This window comes from Flavobacterium sp. C4GT6, from assembly GCF_036347315.1.
Lineage (GTDB): Bacteria > Bacteroidota > Bacteroidia > Flavobacteriales > Flavobacteriaceae > Flavobacterium.
This window is the reverse complement of sequence record NZ_JAZGZU010000019.1, coordinates 58,203-73,935: the sequence shown is the minus strand read 5'-3', so window position 1 is coordinate 73,935 and position 15,733 is coordinate 58,203. Positions and strand designations below refer to the sequence as shown.

General features: G+C 35.0%; 10 protein-coding genes, 1 tRNA gene and 1 pseudogene. 7 read left to right on the top strand and 5 right to left on the bottom strand.

Annotated elements, in window-relative coordinates:
* From V3Z67_RS16955 to V3Z67_RS16935, 5 genes and pseudogenes are all read left to right on the top strand, one after another.
* A pseudogene (locus V3Z67_RS16955) lies at window positions 1-1,326 on the top strand (hypothetical protein); the annotation flags it as partial.
* A gap of 173 nt (window positions 1,327-1,499) precedes the next feature.
* Window positions 1,500-2,672: a gliding motility-associated C-terminal domain-containing protein gene (locus tag V3Z67_RS16950; protein ID WP_330444444.1), complete on the top strand. Its 1,173-nt coding sequence runs from the start codon at window positions 1,500-1,502 to the stop codon at window positions 2,670-2,672.
* A 13-nt stretch (window positions 2,673-2,685) separates the two neighbouring features.
* The gene (locus tag V3Z67_RS16945; protein ID WP_330444443.1) at window positions 2,686-3,633 is read left to right on the top strand and encodes a PorP/SprF family type IX secretion system membrane protein; all 948 of its coding nucleotides are present in this window, start codon (window positions 2,686-2,688) and stop codon (window positions 3,631-3,633) included.
* A gap of 30 nt (window positions 3,634-3,663) precedes the next feature.
* Window positions 3,664-5,580 (top strand): OmpA family protein, encoded by a 1,917-nt coding sequence (locus V3Z67_RS16940; protein WP_330444442.1) that lies wholly within the window; start codon window positions 3,664-3,666, stop codon window positions 5,578-5,580.
* A gap of 562 nt (window positions 5,581-6,142) precedes the next feature.
* Window positions 6,143-6,451, top strand: coding sequence for a hypothetical protein (locus V3Z67_RS16935; protein ID WP_330444441.1), 309 nt, complete (start codon window positions 6,143-6,145; stop codon window positions 6,449-6,451).
* A gap of 2,293 nt (window positions 6,452-8,744) precedes the next feature.
* On the opposite strand, the gene V3Z67_RS16930 is transcribed toward V3Z67_RS16935, so the two are convergent.
* Window positions 8,745-8,825: transfer RNA gene (locus V3Z67_RS16930), tRNA-Tyr, on the bottom strand.
* 273 nt (window positions 8,826-9,098) lie between these two features.
* On the opposite strand from V3Z67_RS16930, the gene V3Z67_RS16925 reads away from it, so the two are divergent.
* Together V3Z67_RS16925 and V3Z67_RS16920 are read left to right on the top strand one after the other, a co-directional pair.
* The gene (locus tag V3Z67_RS16925) at window positions 9,099-9,980 is read left to right on the top strand and encodes a cation diffusion facilitator family transporter (protein WP_330444440.1); all 882 of its coding nucleotides are present in this window, start codon (window positions 9,099-9,101) and stop codon (window positions 9,978-9,980) included.
* Window positions 9,981-10,064: 84 nt separating this feature from the next.
* Window positions 10,065-10,736, top strand: coding sequence for a hypothetical protein (locus V3Z67_RS16920; protein WP_330444439.1), 672 nt, complete (start codon window positions 10,065-10,067; stop codon window positions 10,734-10,736).
* A 49-nt stretch (window positions 10,737-10,785) separates the two neighbouring features.
* On the opposite strand, the gene V3Z67_RS16915 is transcribed toward V3Z67_RS16920, so the two are convergent.
* The 4 genes from V3Z67_RS16915 to V3Z67_RS16900 all read right to left on the bottom strand — a co-directional run bounded on the left by V3Z67_RS16915 (window position 10,786) and on the right by V3Z67_RS16900 (window position 15,517).
* Window positions 10,786-11,943 (bottom strand): TlpA disulfide reductase family protein, encoded by a 1,158-nt coding sequence (locus V3Z67_RS16915; protein WP_330444438.1) that lies wholly within the window; start codon window positions 11,941-11,943, stop codon window positions 10,786-10,788.
* Between the two features lie 112 nt (window positions 11,944-12,055).
* Window positions 12,056-13,204: a TlpA disulfide reductase family protein gene (locus V3Z67_RS16910; protein ID WP_330444437.1), complete on the bottom strand. Its 1,149-nt coding sequence runs from the start codon at window positions 13,202-13,204 to the stop codon at window positions 12,056-12,058.
* 81 nt (window positions 13,205-13,285) lie between these two features.
* Window positions 13,286-14,704 carry an MBL fold metallo-hydrolase gene (locus tag V3Z67_RS16905; RefSeq protein WP_330444436.1) on the bottom strand — a complete coding sequence of 473 codons (1,419 nt, stop codon included), beginning with the start codon at window positions 14,702-14,704 and terminating at the stop codon, window positions 13,286-13,288.
* 12 nt (window positions 14,705-14,716) lie between these two features.
* On the bottom strand, window positions 14,717-15,517 hold the full coding sequence (locus V3Z67_RS16900; protein ID WP_330444435.1) for a sulfite exporter TauE/SafE family protein: 801 nt from the start codon (window positions 15,515-15,517) through the stop codon (window positions 14,717-14,719).
* Window positions 15,518-15,733 lie beyond the last annotated feature (216 nt).

The window sequence follows — 15,733 nt, the reverse complement described above, 5'->3', positions numbered from 1 at the left end:
GTTTCGGGTGCTGAGACCTTAACAAGCCTTAACTACGATGCTGTTGCCAACACTCTTACCTATAAAGATGAGGAAGGTAATGATACTGTTGTTACATTAACGGATTTAGTTTCGGGTGCTGAGACCTTAACAAGCCTTAACTACGATGCTGTTGCCAACACTCTTACCTATAAAGATGAGGAAGGTAATGATACTGTTGTTACATTAACGGATTTAGTTTCGGGTGCTGAGACCTTAACAAGCCTTAAGTACGATGCAGTTTCCAACACTCTTAGTTATAAAGATGAAGAAGGTAATGACACTGTTATTTCGTTAACGGATTTAGTTTCGGGTGCTGAGACCTTAACAAGCCTTAACTACGATGCAGTTGCCAATACCCTTACCTATAAAGATGAAGAAGGTAATGATACTGTTGTTACATTAACGGATTTAGTTTCGGGTGCTGAGACCTTAACAAGCCTTAACTACGATGCAGTTGCCAATACCCTTACCTATAAAGATGAGGAAGGAAATGACACTGTTGTTACATTAACGGATTTAGTTTCGGGTGCTGAGACTTTAACGGTACTGAATTACGATGATACGACTAATGTATTGACTTACAGTGATGAGGAGGGTACGGTTAATACTATCGATCTGAGCAGTATGGTTTCCAATAATGAGACAAATACTTCTCTTAGTATTTCATCAGGGCAGTTGATATATAATAATGAAGCCGCTAATAATGGTACGGTAGATTTGATATCAGCAGATCCTAATAATGCGCTTGTTTTTGGAGTAGATGGATCTCTGTATGTTGATGCGGATTTGGCTGTTGAACCATGGTTTGTACAGGAAACAACTGATAAGGCTACTTTAAACAGTGATAATATATTTAATATGGGTAATGTTGGTATTGGTACAAATAATATGTTAGGTACTTCTAATGCCAATGTAAAACTTGCTGTAAATGGAGCAATTCTTACAACTAACTCCATTTATGCAGATTATGTATTTGAAGAGTATTTCAATGGTTTTTCAGAAATTAATAGTGAATACGATTTTAAGACTCTGGATGAAGTTGCTGAATTTATAAGTGAAAATAATCACTTGCCAGGTGTAACGAGTATTAGTGATTTAGGCAGAAATGATAAAGGTGAGTATATGGTAAACATATCAGAACTTTCCGTTCAGATTCTAGAGAAAGTAGAGGAACTATATCTGCACACCATAGATCAAAAAAAGACTATAAAACAAAAGGAACAGAGAATAGAAGAGCTTGAAATGAAATTTGAAGAGCTAAACAAAAGATTGCTTGAAATAGAAAAATCTATTGGTGAAAAATAGTTTTTTCTCTGGCAGGATACAAATCCTGCCAGATTTTTATCTTTTTATAAGTTTAACATGTTAAGCTGTGAAGCAATTCTAATAATTTAAATATGAAAAATAACTATCAAAATATAATTCTATTTGCTTTTACTTTCATTCATTCAGCTTCACTTTTTTCTCAAACAGTAAACTTGGGACAAGTTGCGGTAAAGGAAGATACACAAGTGTCTTTTCTTGCAGATTTTACGAATACTTCAACCGCAGATTTTCTCAATGACGGCGAATTATATTTGTTTAGAAATATTCGAAACGATGGTCTGTTTAGCTTCAGTTCAGGATCAAACGGATCAGTTTATTTTAATGGCGATATCACACAGTCAATTTTGGGAGAAATGTCTATTGAGCTGTACAATGTTGAATTTAATAACATTTCATTACAGCCTGCCTTTTCCTTATTTAATGATCTCGAAATTTATGGTACGGCAGAATTTGCAAATGGTATAATTGATAACAGTTTAACGGGTAGTGGTCGTGTTATTTTTTATCCGGGGGGATCATCATCAGGAATGAACGATGATAGTTTTGTAAATGGTGTTGTGGAAAAAAGAGGTAATGAGGCATTTACTTTTCCCATAGGTAAACAAAATTATTATCGTAATGCAAGAATAGCCTCAAGTTTGGAGGTTGTAGCCAATATAAGTTCGGAATATAAGCTTGAAAATTCAGATTTACTTTATCCGCATTCAAATTTAGGTAGCACGGAAATATACATTATTGATGATACCGAATATTGGACGGTAGAAGGGGAGTTAGAAAATGCAGGATTACTATTAACACTTAGTTGGGATACTAATACAACTCCCCAAGAAATCACAAATGAAATTTCACAAGATAATATTCATATAGTAAGATGGGATAGTGAAAATTCTCAGTGGTTGGATGAAGGGGGGATTGTAAACTTCGCAGAAAATACAGTAACAACCCCGGTAGAAGTAAGTGGCTCAGGTGTATTTACTCTAGCTCGTGTGAAAGAGTATAATACTACACCTGAAATAGTAGTATATAATGCCGTAAGTCCTGATGGAAATGGAGAAAACGACTATTTTATTATTGAAAATATAGAACTATATCCTAAAAATAAAGTACAAATATTTAACAGGTGGGGAGTCAAAGTTTTTGAGACCGACAATTATGGAGCCGATGGTAATGTATTTAACGGTTTATCAGATGGCAGAGCTACAATAAATAGTGAAGGGAAGTTACAAACCGGAACTTATTTTTATGTAATAGAATACGAGTATACAGGTGATACAGACCCCAGAACTATTAAAAAGGCAGGTTATTTATACCTGAATAATGATTAAAAAACAGGAAATTATGAAATTTAATAGAGAAAACTTTCTTAAACTGTTCACCTTTTTTATAATACTCAGCTCGAATGTCATGTGGGCGCAAAGTGAAGCACAGTTTACTCAATATATGTATAATACTACTATCATAAATCCCGGTTACGCAGGTTCCAGGCAGGTTATTAGTATTTTTGGAGGGTACAGAGCTCAGTGGGTCGGTTTAGATGGAGCACCTAAAACGGGTGCTTTTTCATTGCATGCTCCGACAAGAGAAGATTCACCTGTGGGATTGGGAATATCTTTTTTAAATGACCGATTAGGTCCTTCGGATCTCAATACAATATCTGGAGATTTTTCTTATAAAATTGACTTTGGTTATGGCTATGATCATCACTTGTCCTTCGGAATTAAAGCTAGTGCAGATTTACTAAATGTTGATTATACAAAACTTACTATTATGGATGAGCAGGATACCAGGTTTCAAAACAACATAGAGAATCGATTGTCGCCAAATGTTGGAGCAGGTGTATACGTCTACGGTGATAAATATTATGCGGGTTTTTCAATACCGAAGTTTCTTGAGACTAAGTTTTATGAAGGTAACACAGAATCTCTTGTAATGAATAAAGTAACCTACTATGTGATGGGAGGATATGTTTTTGATGTCTCTGATATTATTAAATTCAAACCAACATTCCTTGTAAAAGCAGTATCAGGAGCTCCATTACAAGTTGATTTAAGTGGTAATGTTATGTTCTATGACAAATTGACATTGGGTGTTGCTTATCGATGGGATGCATCTGTAAGTGCTTTGGCTGGCGTCCAGATAGGTGACGGGTTCTTTTTTGGATACTCTTATGATGCAGATACCAAAAATTTAGGAAGCTATAATTCGGGTTCACACGAGATTTTTTTGAGGTTTGAAATTATTAATGGTAGTAATATAGGAAGAGCTACATCGCCAAGGTTTTTCTAGATATGTTAGTACTGCAAATTGTTATTTACTATGAATAGGTTTTTTTTATTAATCACTTTATTACTGTCAGGTTATATAAATAGCCAAGAACAAAAAAAAATTGTTGCTGCAGATACCAAATTTAATAAATATGCATTTGTTGATGCTATTGAAATATACGAGAGTGTAATAAAGCAAGGATATCGATCTCCTGAGTTATTTCAGCGACTGGCTGACTCATATTATTTTAACGGACAATATGCCAAAGCTGAAGAATACTATAGAGAGTACTTTACAGAAGAGGAAAAACCTAATTCCGAATATTTATACCGTTATTCTTTATGCCTCAAATCTAAAGGTAAATTTACTTTAGCTGATAGTTTGATGAATGTGTTTGTAGCACAGAACAAGCAGGATTACAGAGCAAGATTATTTTCTGACAAAGAAGATTATTTAGAAGTTATAGAGGAGAATTCCGGACGTTATAAAATTTCCGATTTGGGTATAAATTCTGATTATTCTGATTATGGGCCTTATATTTTAAACAATAAGCTGATTTTTACCTCAAGCAGGCCCAATAGTAGAAGACCTTTAATAGATAAATGGTCAAATCAGCCTTATAGCAGTATATACAGTGCCGATAACACACCCGATGGAAATTTTTATGACGTAAAAATATTCGATAAGAATATTTTATCTCAATATCATGAATCAACACCAGTATTTACCAAAGATGGTAAAACGATATATTTTACCTCGAGCAATGTAGAAATATTACAAAAAAAAGGAGAGCAAAAATTATTGTTAAAATTGTACAAGGCAACTTACGATGGGGAAAGCTGGGGAGATGTTAAAGAACTTTCTATAAATGAGAAATACAGTAATAATGCTCATCCGGCATTAAGCCCTGATGAAAAGTGGCTCTATTTTGTTTCTGACAGATACGGTACTGTGGGCAGCTCTGATATCTACAGGGTAAGTATTAATGAAGACGGAACTTTTGGAGAACCAGAAAATTTAGGGTTAAATATTAATACGGAAGGCAGGGAAACCTTTCCTTATGTTTCAGCAAATAACAAATTGTACTTTGCTTCGGACGGACACCCGGGACTAGGGGGACTTGATGTTTTTTGCGCAGACATTTCCGAGGATGGTTCATTAAAACAGCCTGTTAATGTAGGTAAGCCAGTGAACAGCGAGTCAGATGATTTTAGTTTTATCATTAATGATTTCAGCAGAATAGGTTTTTTTGCTTCCAACCGAACAAATAATTTTAAATCCGATAATATTTTTAAAATCAACGAAATCAGTCCAATTCCCGAAGATTTTGGGCAGCATAAGCCTATAGTAGGTAAGGTCTTAGGCGTTGATAATATTGCTAAAATAACACTTTTCGATTTTCAGTATGACAAAATACTTGAGACGAAGACCAATAAAGAAGGTGAGTATAATTTGGGAGAACTGGGCTTTGGGCAGTACAGAATAAAAGTAGAAAGTGATGGTTATGAAATAATTGAAGCGACATTTACGGTTGCCAAAGATAAGCCAGAAAAAGCAGAACTGACACAGGAATTAAAGAAGAAATCTCTTGAGCTATCTCCGGGCACAAATCTCAGGGATATATTAAATATAAGAGACTTGTTTTTTGAACTGAATGAATCCGATATTAACCAGCTTGCGGAAGCAGATTTGGCTAAGATTTTGGTTTTCCTTAAAAAGAATTCAGAAGTGAAAGTGAAGATTTGTGCTCATACTGACTCAAGAGGTAATGAATTTTACAACCTTAAACTTTCTCAAAGGAGGGCTTATACTACCAAAAGCTGGTTAGTAGATCACGGAATTGATAGCAATAGAATAATAGCAGTAGGATATGGAGAAAGTAAAATTCTTAATCATTGTACCAATGGTGTGTTGTGTAGTGAAGAAGAGCATCAGTTAAACAGAAGAGTTGATTTTATTCTTTTTTAATAAATAGTTTAATATTTTAGAGTGAAGTTATTTCGTATATTTTCTGTTTTTCTTTATAAATTATTTTATACCCTTGAACTTATTTTAAAAGGTTATTTATAGTTATAAGTACGTCAAATATTTTTTCTGTTCAAAGCAGCCTATAGTTTTTAATTTTTTTAGGTGAAAAGTAATAAAAAAGTAAGTTCTAAAATCGTTATAATAACTAAACTGCGATTCCTAGGATTTATTTCTTTATAGCTTTGAATAATTTCTTTTTCGCGATGGATAATTTAACTTTCATAACTTTTGCTAAAACGACATCTTACTCTGTTGAAAGTCTGAGTAATATATTAAAGTTTATGGTTACGAATCATGTCGGTTTTGTCTTGCTTATTTATTATTTGAAATTGGAGCTTTAAACTCTATTGATATGTGAAACATTAAGATTAAATCTACAGGTACTTTAATGTAAGGTCTTTTTGTTCTGCTTAATGAATTCTATCGTGAGTTGAAATGTTGTCAACTTTTAACTCAATCGGCGAGGATTATAAAGTAATAAGAAAATAAAATATCAAAAATTATGAATGCAGCACAGTTTTATGATTTAATTAAAAATTCAATAGAAACCATAAAAGACGAAACAGATGATGAAATGGTAATTGCTTTTTTTGTTTTTGTGTATAAAAGATTTATGTCCTTGGAGCCAAGGCATTTTTTTGACAGTGATGAATATATGAATTACAAGGAGTATATTGAAAAAATAGGCTCTCATCTTAAAGAAAATTATGATGCTGTATTGCAACATCATAATACTTTTTATACAAGAAATAACTTTTATGAGATAAGATTGGTATTAAGTTGTTTATTGTCAGCATTTAAGGAACGTTGATTAGCACCTGGTGTAGAGTTATTAACTTTATATTTTTTACCGGTTAATATTTGCTAGTTTTATTTATCCCCATTGATTGTTTACGTTTAGTTCTATTAATTGTAACTGCATAAACAAATGATTAGGCTTCCTGTAATGGAGGTCTTTTTTAAAATAAAAAAAGTATTAGTTGTATAGCTTTAATACCCTGTTATCAGTATTATAGTTATATGTTTGTTTTGTTAGTAATTACAAAAACTGAATTAATCTTGTGTGGGGACACAACCGTAGTATTTTGTTCAGTTTTATAAATCTTTTTGGTAACCTGTTTATAAAAATAAACAGTTTTTTTTACGATTTTATTTTAGGTTTAGTATCAGACTGATATTAAAATAAAACTATTATTACGGTACTTTTATAATAAGTAAAATTTTCATATTCATAAGTTAAGTGGGAACTTATTTGAGTTTGTTACGGTGTTTTATTTACTTACTAGCCGGTTTGTTTTTTATAATAAACCGGTTTTTTATGTGATTTATAAGGCGTATTTGCGGTTCTGTTGCATCTTGAATAGAATTTTCACCATAGCTTACTAGATAACAAAAATCACAGGTAAAACTTAGTATTCACGTAAATCAATTGTTTTCAAACTGTAAATCTTTAATAACGATTTGCACAAAAAATGAGGGGGGAATGAAATAGTAAAAGTTATTAAAGTAGTACAATTTTATCATTTAATAAAAAATCTGTAGAAACTATATAAGAGGAGACAGATGATGAAGAGTAAGTGCCTTTTTTGTTTTCGTGTATAAAAAATTTACCTCCTTAGAGCTGCGGCATTTTTCTCATTGTGATGAATATAATACATAGAAGGAATACCTTAGTGTGACGACTAATTCACTTAAAAAAATTTATGATGCTGTATTGCAGCATCATACCTATTAATACTAAAAATAATTTTTATGATATACGATTGGTATCAAGCTGTATGTTGCCAGTATTTAAAGAGTTTTAGGTAATTTATTTTAAAAAGGTATTATGCTGATATCTTTTTACAGTTTTGTTGTTGCTATTTTTGTTCATCCTCCATTGATTGTTTATGTATAGTTAAATTCTGTTTAACGTGATACACAAATGATTCGACCTCCCGCTAGGGAGGTCTTTTTTTTGTTAAAACTTATAAAATGTATTAGTGTAATACCTTATAATCAGTGTTATAGGTTTATTTTTGTCGTATTAGTAATTTGATGAAACTGAATTTGTGGTATGTGTGGGGACACGACCAAAGTATTTCATTCAGTTTTGGAAATTTTTTGGGTAGCCTGTTTATGAAAATAAACAGGCTTTTTTAGTTATTTTTTTTAGAATTCATATCACCCTAATACTAAAAGTTTGTTTTTGATATCATACTTTTGTTCAAAGTAAAATACTCATATTTATATTTAAGTGGGGACTTAATTAAGATTGTTAAGAGGTTTTATTTACTTACTGGCCGGTTTGTTTTTATGACAGACCGGTTTTTTTTATGTGGTTTGTAAGGCATCTTTTTGGTCATGATATATCTTGCTGTCTTTAAAAAGGAGGATCAAAAATCGATAAGTACGGGCTTACATCTAGATATTTAGAGGTCAAGAAGCTATGCTTGTGTTTAGGTTTTGGTATAAAAGTAATTGTTGAAAACCATCAGCTTGCTTGTCGGCCTTTTATTACTTTCCTCTTGTCCTTTGTTATTTATAAATTTATACAGACGGATGCAGGTACGTTATTGATCCGTAACAGATTACTTTGTGATATTTTCAGGTTTCTCATTTAGGGCCTGATATACCCGGTAACTGAATTCGCTAATGCTGTTTTCTATCATTTTGGATGCGCTTGCGTTGCCCCCGCCCATTACAATCACGCCATCAAAAACATAGGATTCTCTCGGCTCATTATGTAATCCTCAGATAAATATTCCTCAGATTATCTCCATTACGAGGTGTTTTCAAAAAGAAAGACAACCCAAAACTGTTCTCTAACATAATTCAACTTTTTAGATTAATAAATGTAGAAATACAGCGTCTTAAAATCAAGTCGTTAACCTACTTTACCTGTTGATATACAAGTATTTAAGTCCAATTCTGTGGCACATTTTTTTTAAAGGCAAATGTGCCACGATTTTGCCACAAAACTTTTGTGCCGTTTTATAAATTCTGATGAAGTGCAGGGAAATAAAAAACCCTGCAAATCGTTGGATTTACAGGGTTTTACACGTTTTTTGCGGGTTTTTGAAAAATTTGGAAAACCTTAATTTTCCTTATTTTAACCCATTTCGTGGGGAGAGCAGGATTCGAACCTGCGAAGGTTTCCCAACGGATTTACAGTCCGTCCTCGTTGGCCGCTTGAGTATCTCCCCATGCCGTTTTAGACATGCATTATTGTTTTAATGCGGTGCAAATATAGTACTGTTTTCTTACTAAACAAACATATTTTTGGGTATTTTAAAAACTATTTTTTAAATGGCTGTAAGCTAAATAAATAAAAAAATATTTTTTGTGTTTTGTGTTTTATCTTTAAATTAAAAACCATCTATAGCTTTATATTTTAAACGGTGTGTAGTATTTTTGTGCTACGAAAATGAGGCAGGAATCCTGCTTTTGATCTGCAAAAATTTTACTCCTCCATAACAATGTTAGAAACCAATATAAATAAAGCCATAAAGGCCAGTTACTTTAGTATTATAGGTAATACCCTGTTGGCGTTATTAAAAGGTGTGGCGGGCTTTTTTGGTAACTCGTATGCGCTTATTGCCGATGCGATTGAGTCAACCACCGATATATTCTCGTCAATACTGGTACTGTTTGGAATTAAGTATTCCACTCGTCCAGCAGATGAGAACCACCCGTATGGACACGGAAGGGCAGAGGCGCTTATCACCTTTATCGTAGTGGGCTTTTTGATTACCGCAGCCACCGTTATTGCTTACGAAAGTATAGTGAACATACAAACACCACATGATTTGCCTAAAAGCTGGACATTAATCGTTCTTGGGGCTATTATTATTTGGAAAGAAATATCATTTAGGCTGGTGCTTAAAAGGAGTAAGGAAACCAACAGTTCGGCACTTAAGGCCGATGCCTGGCATCATCGTAGTGATGCTATAACATCTATAGCGGCATTTATAGGGATTGCTATTGCACTTTTTTACGGAAAGGGATATGAGTCGGCAGACGACTGGGCTGCGCTGTTTGCTTCGGGCTTTATTATTTACAACAGTTATCTTATTTTTCGCCCGGCTCTGGGTGAGATAATGGACGAGCATTTGTATGATGATGTGGTGGAGGATGTAAGGGAAGCATCGGTTAAGGTAAAAGGTATACTGGGTACCGAAAAATGTTTTGTAAGGAAAACAGGTATGGTATACCACATAGAACTTCATGCCATTGTAGATGCCAATATCTCTGTAAAGGAAGGGCACAGGCTAGCACATGAACTTGAAGATTACCTTCGTAAGCAAATCACCGGAGTAGGGCGTGTACTTATACACATTGAGCCCGACGATTACAGCTGATTTACAGAATAGAAACTAAAGGAATATAAAACAACGTTATAGAAATATAGCGTTGTTTTTTTATTTTTATATAAATCTAAAACCATGAAACCAGTCTTACTCGTTTTGTTTTTAGGGCTTAGCCTTATTTCCTGTAAAGATAACTTTAGGCAGGCTATGGATCCTATTCCGCTTTATGATACGCTTACTTTTCCTAAAGGAGTTTCTGCCGAATGTATTGAAAAATCTAAGGGGTATTTTAAGGCTTATGGCTGTATGGTTTCATCATACTATTGGGTTATAGATGCTAAACCTATGGATGTAAATAACGATGCATTGACAGATACCCTTGTTATAATTTCTCCGTCATCTTTAAATTTGGATTATCCCGGATTTGATTACTGCGGGGAAGATAACCGTAAGCTTGTTGTACTACTTAATGTTGACGGGAAAGCAAGCAGGGTAGGGCGTGTGTATGATAATGTGATATGTAACGAAGTAAGCTGTGCTTGGGGAGGTTATGATATATTTGATAAAAAAGCCGACAATATGGTTTTATACCATGATGCAGGACAGGGGTATAAATTTGAGTATAAAATTTACACCTCACTGGTGCAACAGGAGTTTTATATAGACAGTATTTATTATTACTCTAAATGCCCCGGAGATGATAAACCAAATGGGAATGAATATACTTTGACCTACGAGCAAAGACTGCCTTTACAATATTATAAAAGAACTTTGACAGATTCAATACGTGAATTTAAAGGAATATAAATAAAATCCCCGCAATTGCGGGGATTTTATTTATATTTTTAAAGAGAGATTATTCGGCTAAAAGCTCTTTTACTTTAGCCTTAAGCTCTTCACCTCTTAAATCACGGGCAACGATAACACCATTTTTGTCCAGTATAACCGTAGCAGGTATAGATGTAACACCATATTGTTTTGCAATTGGTTCGTCCCAACCCTGAAGGTTAGAGATGTGCTGCCATGTAAGGTTATCTTTCTCTATAGCACCTTTCCATTTTGCATCGTCTTTATCCAGTGATACTCCGATTATGTTAAGTCCTTTGCCGTGTAGCTCATTATACATAGCTACTACATTAGGATTTTCTTTACGGCATGGTCCGCACCATGAAGCCCAAAAATCGATAATAGTCACCTTACCTTTTGCCTGTTTAAGAGAAAGTGTTTTTCCGTTTGGAGTGGCTGCCGAAAAATCAGGAGCAGTTTTACCCACTTCGGTAGCTTCCATAGCTTTTTCATTAGCTAACATTTGGTTAAGGTATTCTTCTACTTTCTGTCCCATTTCGGTAGCTTTCGGCTCCGGACCCATTTTGTCGAAAATCGGTTTTAAATCTTTTGCTTTTACATTTTGATCTCTCAGTATAATAGGGAAAAGTTCTACACATATAACACTGTTAGGGTTTTCTTCAATAAATGCAATATAGGTTTTGTTGTATTCTTTGGTAAGTTTTGAATATTCTTCTACAATCCTGTTTTGGGTTTCTGTATCACCTTCTTCCTTGGCTTTGGCAAAGTTGTCCATATGCTCGTTTTTAAAAGCCAGCTCTTTATTGCCAACTTCAACAAGTATTGTATTTAGTTTAGCCAGTGCATTATTGTTTATTGTACCGCCTACTACTGATTTTGAAATATCTTCAGTATTAACATTTACTGTAATATTTCCCTTTTCGGCATAAACAGCAATTTGCCCGTCCATTCGTTTTTCTTCAAAATAAATCAGTCGCTGTTCCGGCTTGTCTGATACACCACTAAAGGTGAATTTTCCATTTTTTACTATTGTTGAGTCCAGTTTACTCATTACTTTCTCAGTAATAGTTTTTGCCAGATATACTTTCTGTCCGTTAAAATCAGTACTTACTGTCCCAACAATTTTAAACTCGTTTCCAACCAAATCGAGCCCCTTAAAAGACATGATAGCCAAAACGGTTAAGGTGATTACAAGAATTTTTTTCATAGTGTAAAGGTTTTGATTTGTTACATAGGTACGCCTAAGTTACTAAATTATATTTATAAAAAAAGACGCAGGGATTATCTGCGCCTTTTGTGTATGTTGTGTTCTATGTAGATTACTTAGCTAAAAGCTCTTCTACTTTAGCTTTAAGTTCATCACCTCTAAGGTCTCTTGCTACAATTACACCGTTAGCATCTACTATTATAGTAGCAGGGATGCTGTTTACACCAAATTGTTTAGCAATTGGCTCGTCCCAACCTTTAAGGTTAGAGATGTGTTGCCATGTAAGCTTATCGGCAGCGATAGCCTGTTTCCATTTGTCTCCGTCTTCGTCAAGAGAAACGCCAATAATGTTAAGTCCTTTACCGTGAAGCTCGTTGTACATAGCTACTACGTTAGGGTTTTCTTTACGGCATGGACCACACCATGAAGCCCAAAGGTCGATAATAGTAACTTTACCCATAGCTTCTTTAATAGAAAGCATTTTGCCTTCTGGTGTCGGGGCAGCAAAATCAGGAACCTGTTTACCTACAGAAGTTGCCGATTTAGCAGCGTCTGCCTGTTTTTTCTTTTCAAGGTATTCGCTTATTTTTTTACCTAAATCACTGTCTTTGCTTGATTGTGGTAGTTTATCAAAAATAGCCTGTAGCTCTTCATAAGTAGCCTCCTGACTTCTTAATAGAGAAGGGAATGCCTGAATAGAAATTTCTGCTGTAGGGTTTTCTTCAATAAAAGCTTTGAATTTAGTGTACATCTCGTTAGAGAATGCCTCAAACTGCTCTTCAATTTTCTTTACAGCCTCTGCGTCTTGTGACTGAGAAGCTTTTGTATATTCCTGGCTAAGTTCCTGTCCTTTTTTACTTACTTCATTATTAAGTTTGTTGTACTTAGCAAGCACTTCGTTATTAAAGGTACCGGTAACGGTAGAGTTGTAAATTGTATCTTTATTTACATTGATGGTAATATTACCTTCTTCAGCAAAAAATCGGATAGGTGCATTTTTTTCTTCTCCTTCAATGAAAAGGAAACGCTCCTGTGGAGTTTCGGCCATACCTCTAAAAGTAAATTTACCGTTCTCTACAACAGCTGTGTCTAAAGATATTGGCTGAGCCATACGCTCTTTTGGAGCTTCTTTAAGGAAAACCTGCTTACCGTTGTAAATAGTATCTATGGTTCCTGAAACAAGGAACTCATTTTCTTTAAGTGAATCGTTGCACGAAACCGCAAAAGCAGCTACCGATGCAAACAAAAGAAATTTTTTCATGTGGTTTTTATAGTTTTTATTTAAGCTGCTAAATTATCTAAAAATAAATGGTATACAGCAGCATTAACAATTATTTTATACTTATGAGTTACTGCACGAAGAGGCTTGGTTTACAACTGTTTGCACTGTTGTGTTTTTAATTCCGCCAAAACCTTTCTCTACATTAATCATATTATGGTAACCTCTTGCTTTCAAAATTGATGCCATTATTACCGAACGGTAACCACCGGCGCAGTGAAGGTAAAAGTCGGCTTCCCTGGGTACTTCTGCAAAGCGCTCGTTTACAAAATCAAGCGGAATGTTTACAGCTTCAGCTACGTGACCGTTACTAAACTCCCCCGGTTTACGTGAATCTACCACTTTGATAGGGTTTTGTGCCAGTCCTTCGGCAAACTCCTCAGGAGAGATAGAACGGATGCTTTCGGTTTCAAACCCTGCAGCTTTCCATGCTTCCATGCCACCTTTAAGGTAGCCCAGTGTGTTATCAAAACCTACGCGTGCAAGCCTTGTAATGGTTTCTTCTTCCTTACCTTCGGGAGTAACCAGTAGTATAGGCTGGTTCACATCGCGTATAAGTGCACCTACCCAAGGAGCAAAACCTCCGTGAAGACCTATAAATATAGAGTTAGGGATATGTTCTTTTACAAAGTCGTTTTCATGCCTTACATCAAGCACTATAGCACCCGTACTGTTTGCTGTAGCTTCCAATTGTTGTGCTGTAAGTGGTGTAATACCTTTTTTGATGATGTTGTCAAGGCTATCGTACCCTTTAATGTTCATTAAAACATTTTGAGGGAAATAAGCAGGAGGGGCTCCCAGTCCGTCCAGTAGTTCGGCGGTAAATTCCTCTTTGGTCATATTAGCCCTAAGGGCGTAGTTTGTTTTCTTTTGATTACCCAGTGTATCGGTAGTTTCCTTGCTCATGTTTTTTCCGCAGGCACTTCCGGCACCGTGGCTAGGGTAAACTATAAGTTCATCCGGCAATACCATTATCTTATTACGAAGTGAATCAAACAGGTGAGAGGCAAGTACCTCCTGAGTCAGTTCGCTGGTAAGAGCCTGTGCAAGATCCGGTCTTCCCACATCACCAATAAACAGAGTATCTCCTGTAATAATACCATGCATATTATTGTTTTCGTCTAAAAGCAGGTAGCAGGTACTTTCTAAAGTATGTCCCGGTGTGTATATAGCCCTAATGGTGTAGTTACCTACTTTAAATTCCTGATTATCTTCGGCAATAATAGCGTTAAACTCGGGAGCAGCTGTTGGACCGTATACAATTTCGGCTCCTGTTTTTTTAGCCAAGTCCAAGTGACCCGAAACGAAATCGGCATGGAAATGGGTTTCAAAAATGTACTTTATTTTAGCGTTATCTTTTGCCGCTTTTTCAATATAGGGCTGCACTTCCCTTAACGGATCAAAAATGGCAGCCTCGCCATTACTTTCAAGGTAATAGGCTGCCTGTGCAATACAGCCTGTGTATATTTGTTCTATTTTCATATCGTGGTTAGATTAATATCCAAAAACTTCTTTTGAGAGAATAAAGCAGGCCATAACAAGTATAAATACTCCAAAGCCTTTTTTTAGCTGTTTCTCATTTACATACCTGTGCAGGTAACTGCCCACAAATATACCAAAAATCGAGATGGCAGTAAAAGATAACAGAAACTGCCAGTTTATGGTTGTGTTATGTAAATCACCTAAAAATCCTGTTAGGGAGTTTACTGCAATGATTAACAAGGAAGTACCTACTGCTTTTTTCATGTTAAGTTTACCGAAAAACACCAGCATAGGTATAATAAGGAATCCGCCACCGGCACCTACAATTCCCATGGTTATACCTGTTAAAATTATATAGGGAAGTATGCTTATATAACTGTTTTTTTCTGTTTTAATTTCAGGTAGGTGTGTTGTTTCTTTTTTTGTAAGCATAGAAAGCGCTGCAAGCAGCATTATTATAGCAAATAATGCCATAATAAACGTATCTTTGTATAAGGTAACGTTCTTAGTATCAATAATTATTTTCGGTAGGGAAGGTACTATATACCTGCGGGTGCAGTATACGGTTAAAAATGACGGAACGGCTATTAATAATCCCTGTTTTATGGCAACATTGCCTTTAAGGAAATTTTGCACTCCGCCAAAAGCGGCAGTGAAGCCTACAATAAACAGCGAGTAGCCGGTTGCCAAAACCGGGTTTATGCCCATTACGTATACTAACAGGGGTACGGTAAGTATAGAGCCGCCACCACCCATTAACCCTAAAACCAGGCCAATGGCACACGCTCCGGCATAAGCTGTTATTAGTTCCATTTTTTTAGTTAATGCGGCTAAAGATAATATTATAAAAGTGAACTATTTACAACTTAAATAGGGAAAAAAACAACTGCCATTATAGTGTGTTGATAGTTAGTGGTTTACGTTATCGTAAAGTTTGGTATATTTTATGATATGTATATTTTTAATACTTAAAAATGCGTTCAAATTACAGCAATGATAATTTTAGGTTTTATTTTTTGTAAAATTATT

Excerpts from the sequence above, each read along its gene's own strand:
- V3Z67_RS16945 (WP_330444443.1), top strand. The coding sequence starts at position 2,686 with ATGAAATTTAATAGAGAAAACTTTCTTAAACTGTTCACCTTTTTTATA.
- V3Z67_RS16940 (WP_330444442.1), top strand. The coding sequence starts at position 3,664 with ATGAATAGGTTTTTTTTATTAATCACTTTATTACTGTCAGGTTATATA.
- V3Z67_RS16935 (WP_330444441.1), top strand. The coding sequence starts at position 6,143 with ATGAATGCAGCACAGTTTTATGATTTAATTAAAAATTCAATAGAAACC.
- V3Z67_RS16925 (WP_330444440.1), top strand. The coding sequence starts at position 9,099 with ATGTTAGAAACCAATATAAATAAAGCCATAAAGGCCAGTTACTTTAGT.
- V3Z67_RS16920 (WP_330444439.1), top strand. The coding sequence starts at position 10,065 with ATGAAACCAGTCTTACTCGTTTTGTTTTTAGGGCTTAGCCTTATTTCC.
- V3Z67_RS16915 (WP_330444438.1), bottom strand. The coding sequence starts at position 11,943 with ATGAAAAAAATTCTTGTAATCACCTTAACCGTTTTGGCTATCATGTCT.
- V3Z67_RS16910 (WP_330444437.1), bottom strand. The coding sequence starts at position 13,204 with ATGAAAAAATTTCTTTTGTTTGCATCGGTAGCTGCTTTTGCGGTTTCG.
- V3Z67_RS16905 (WP_330444436.1), bottom strand. The coding sequence starts at position 14,704 with ATGAAAATAGAACAAATATACACAGGCTGTATTGCACAGGCAGCCTAT.
- V3Z67_RS16900 (WP_330444435.1), bottom strand. The coding sequence starts at position 15,517 with ATGGAACTAATAACAGCTTATGCCGGAGCGTGTGCCATTGGCCTGGTT.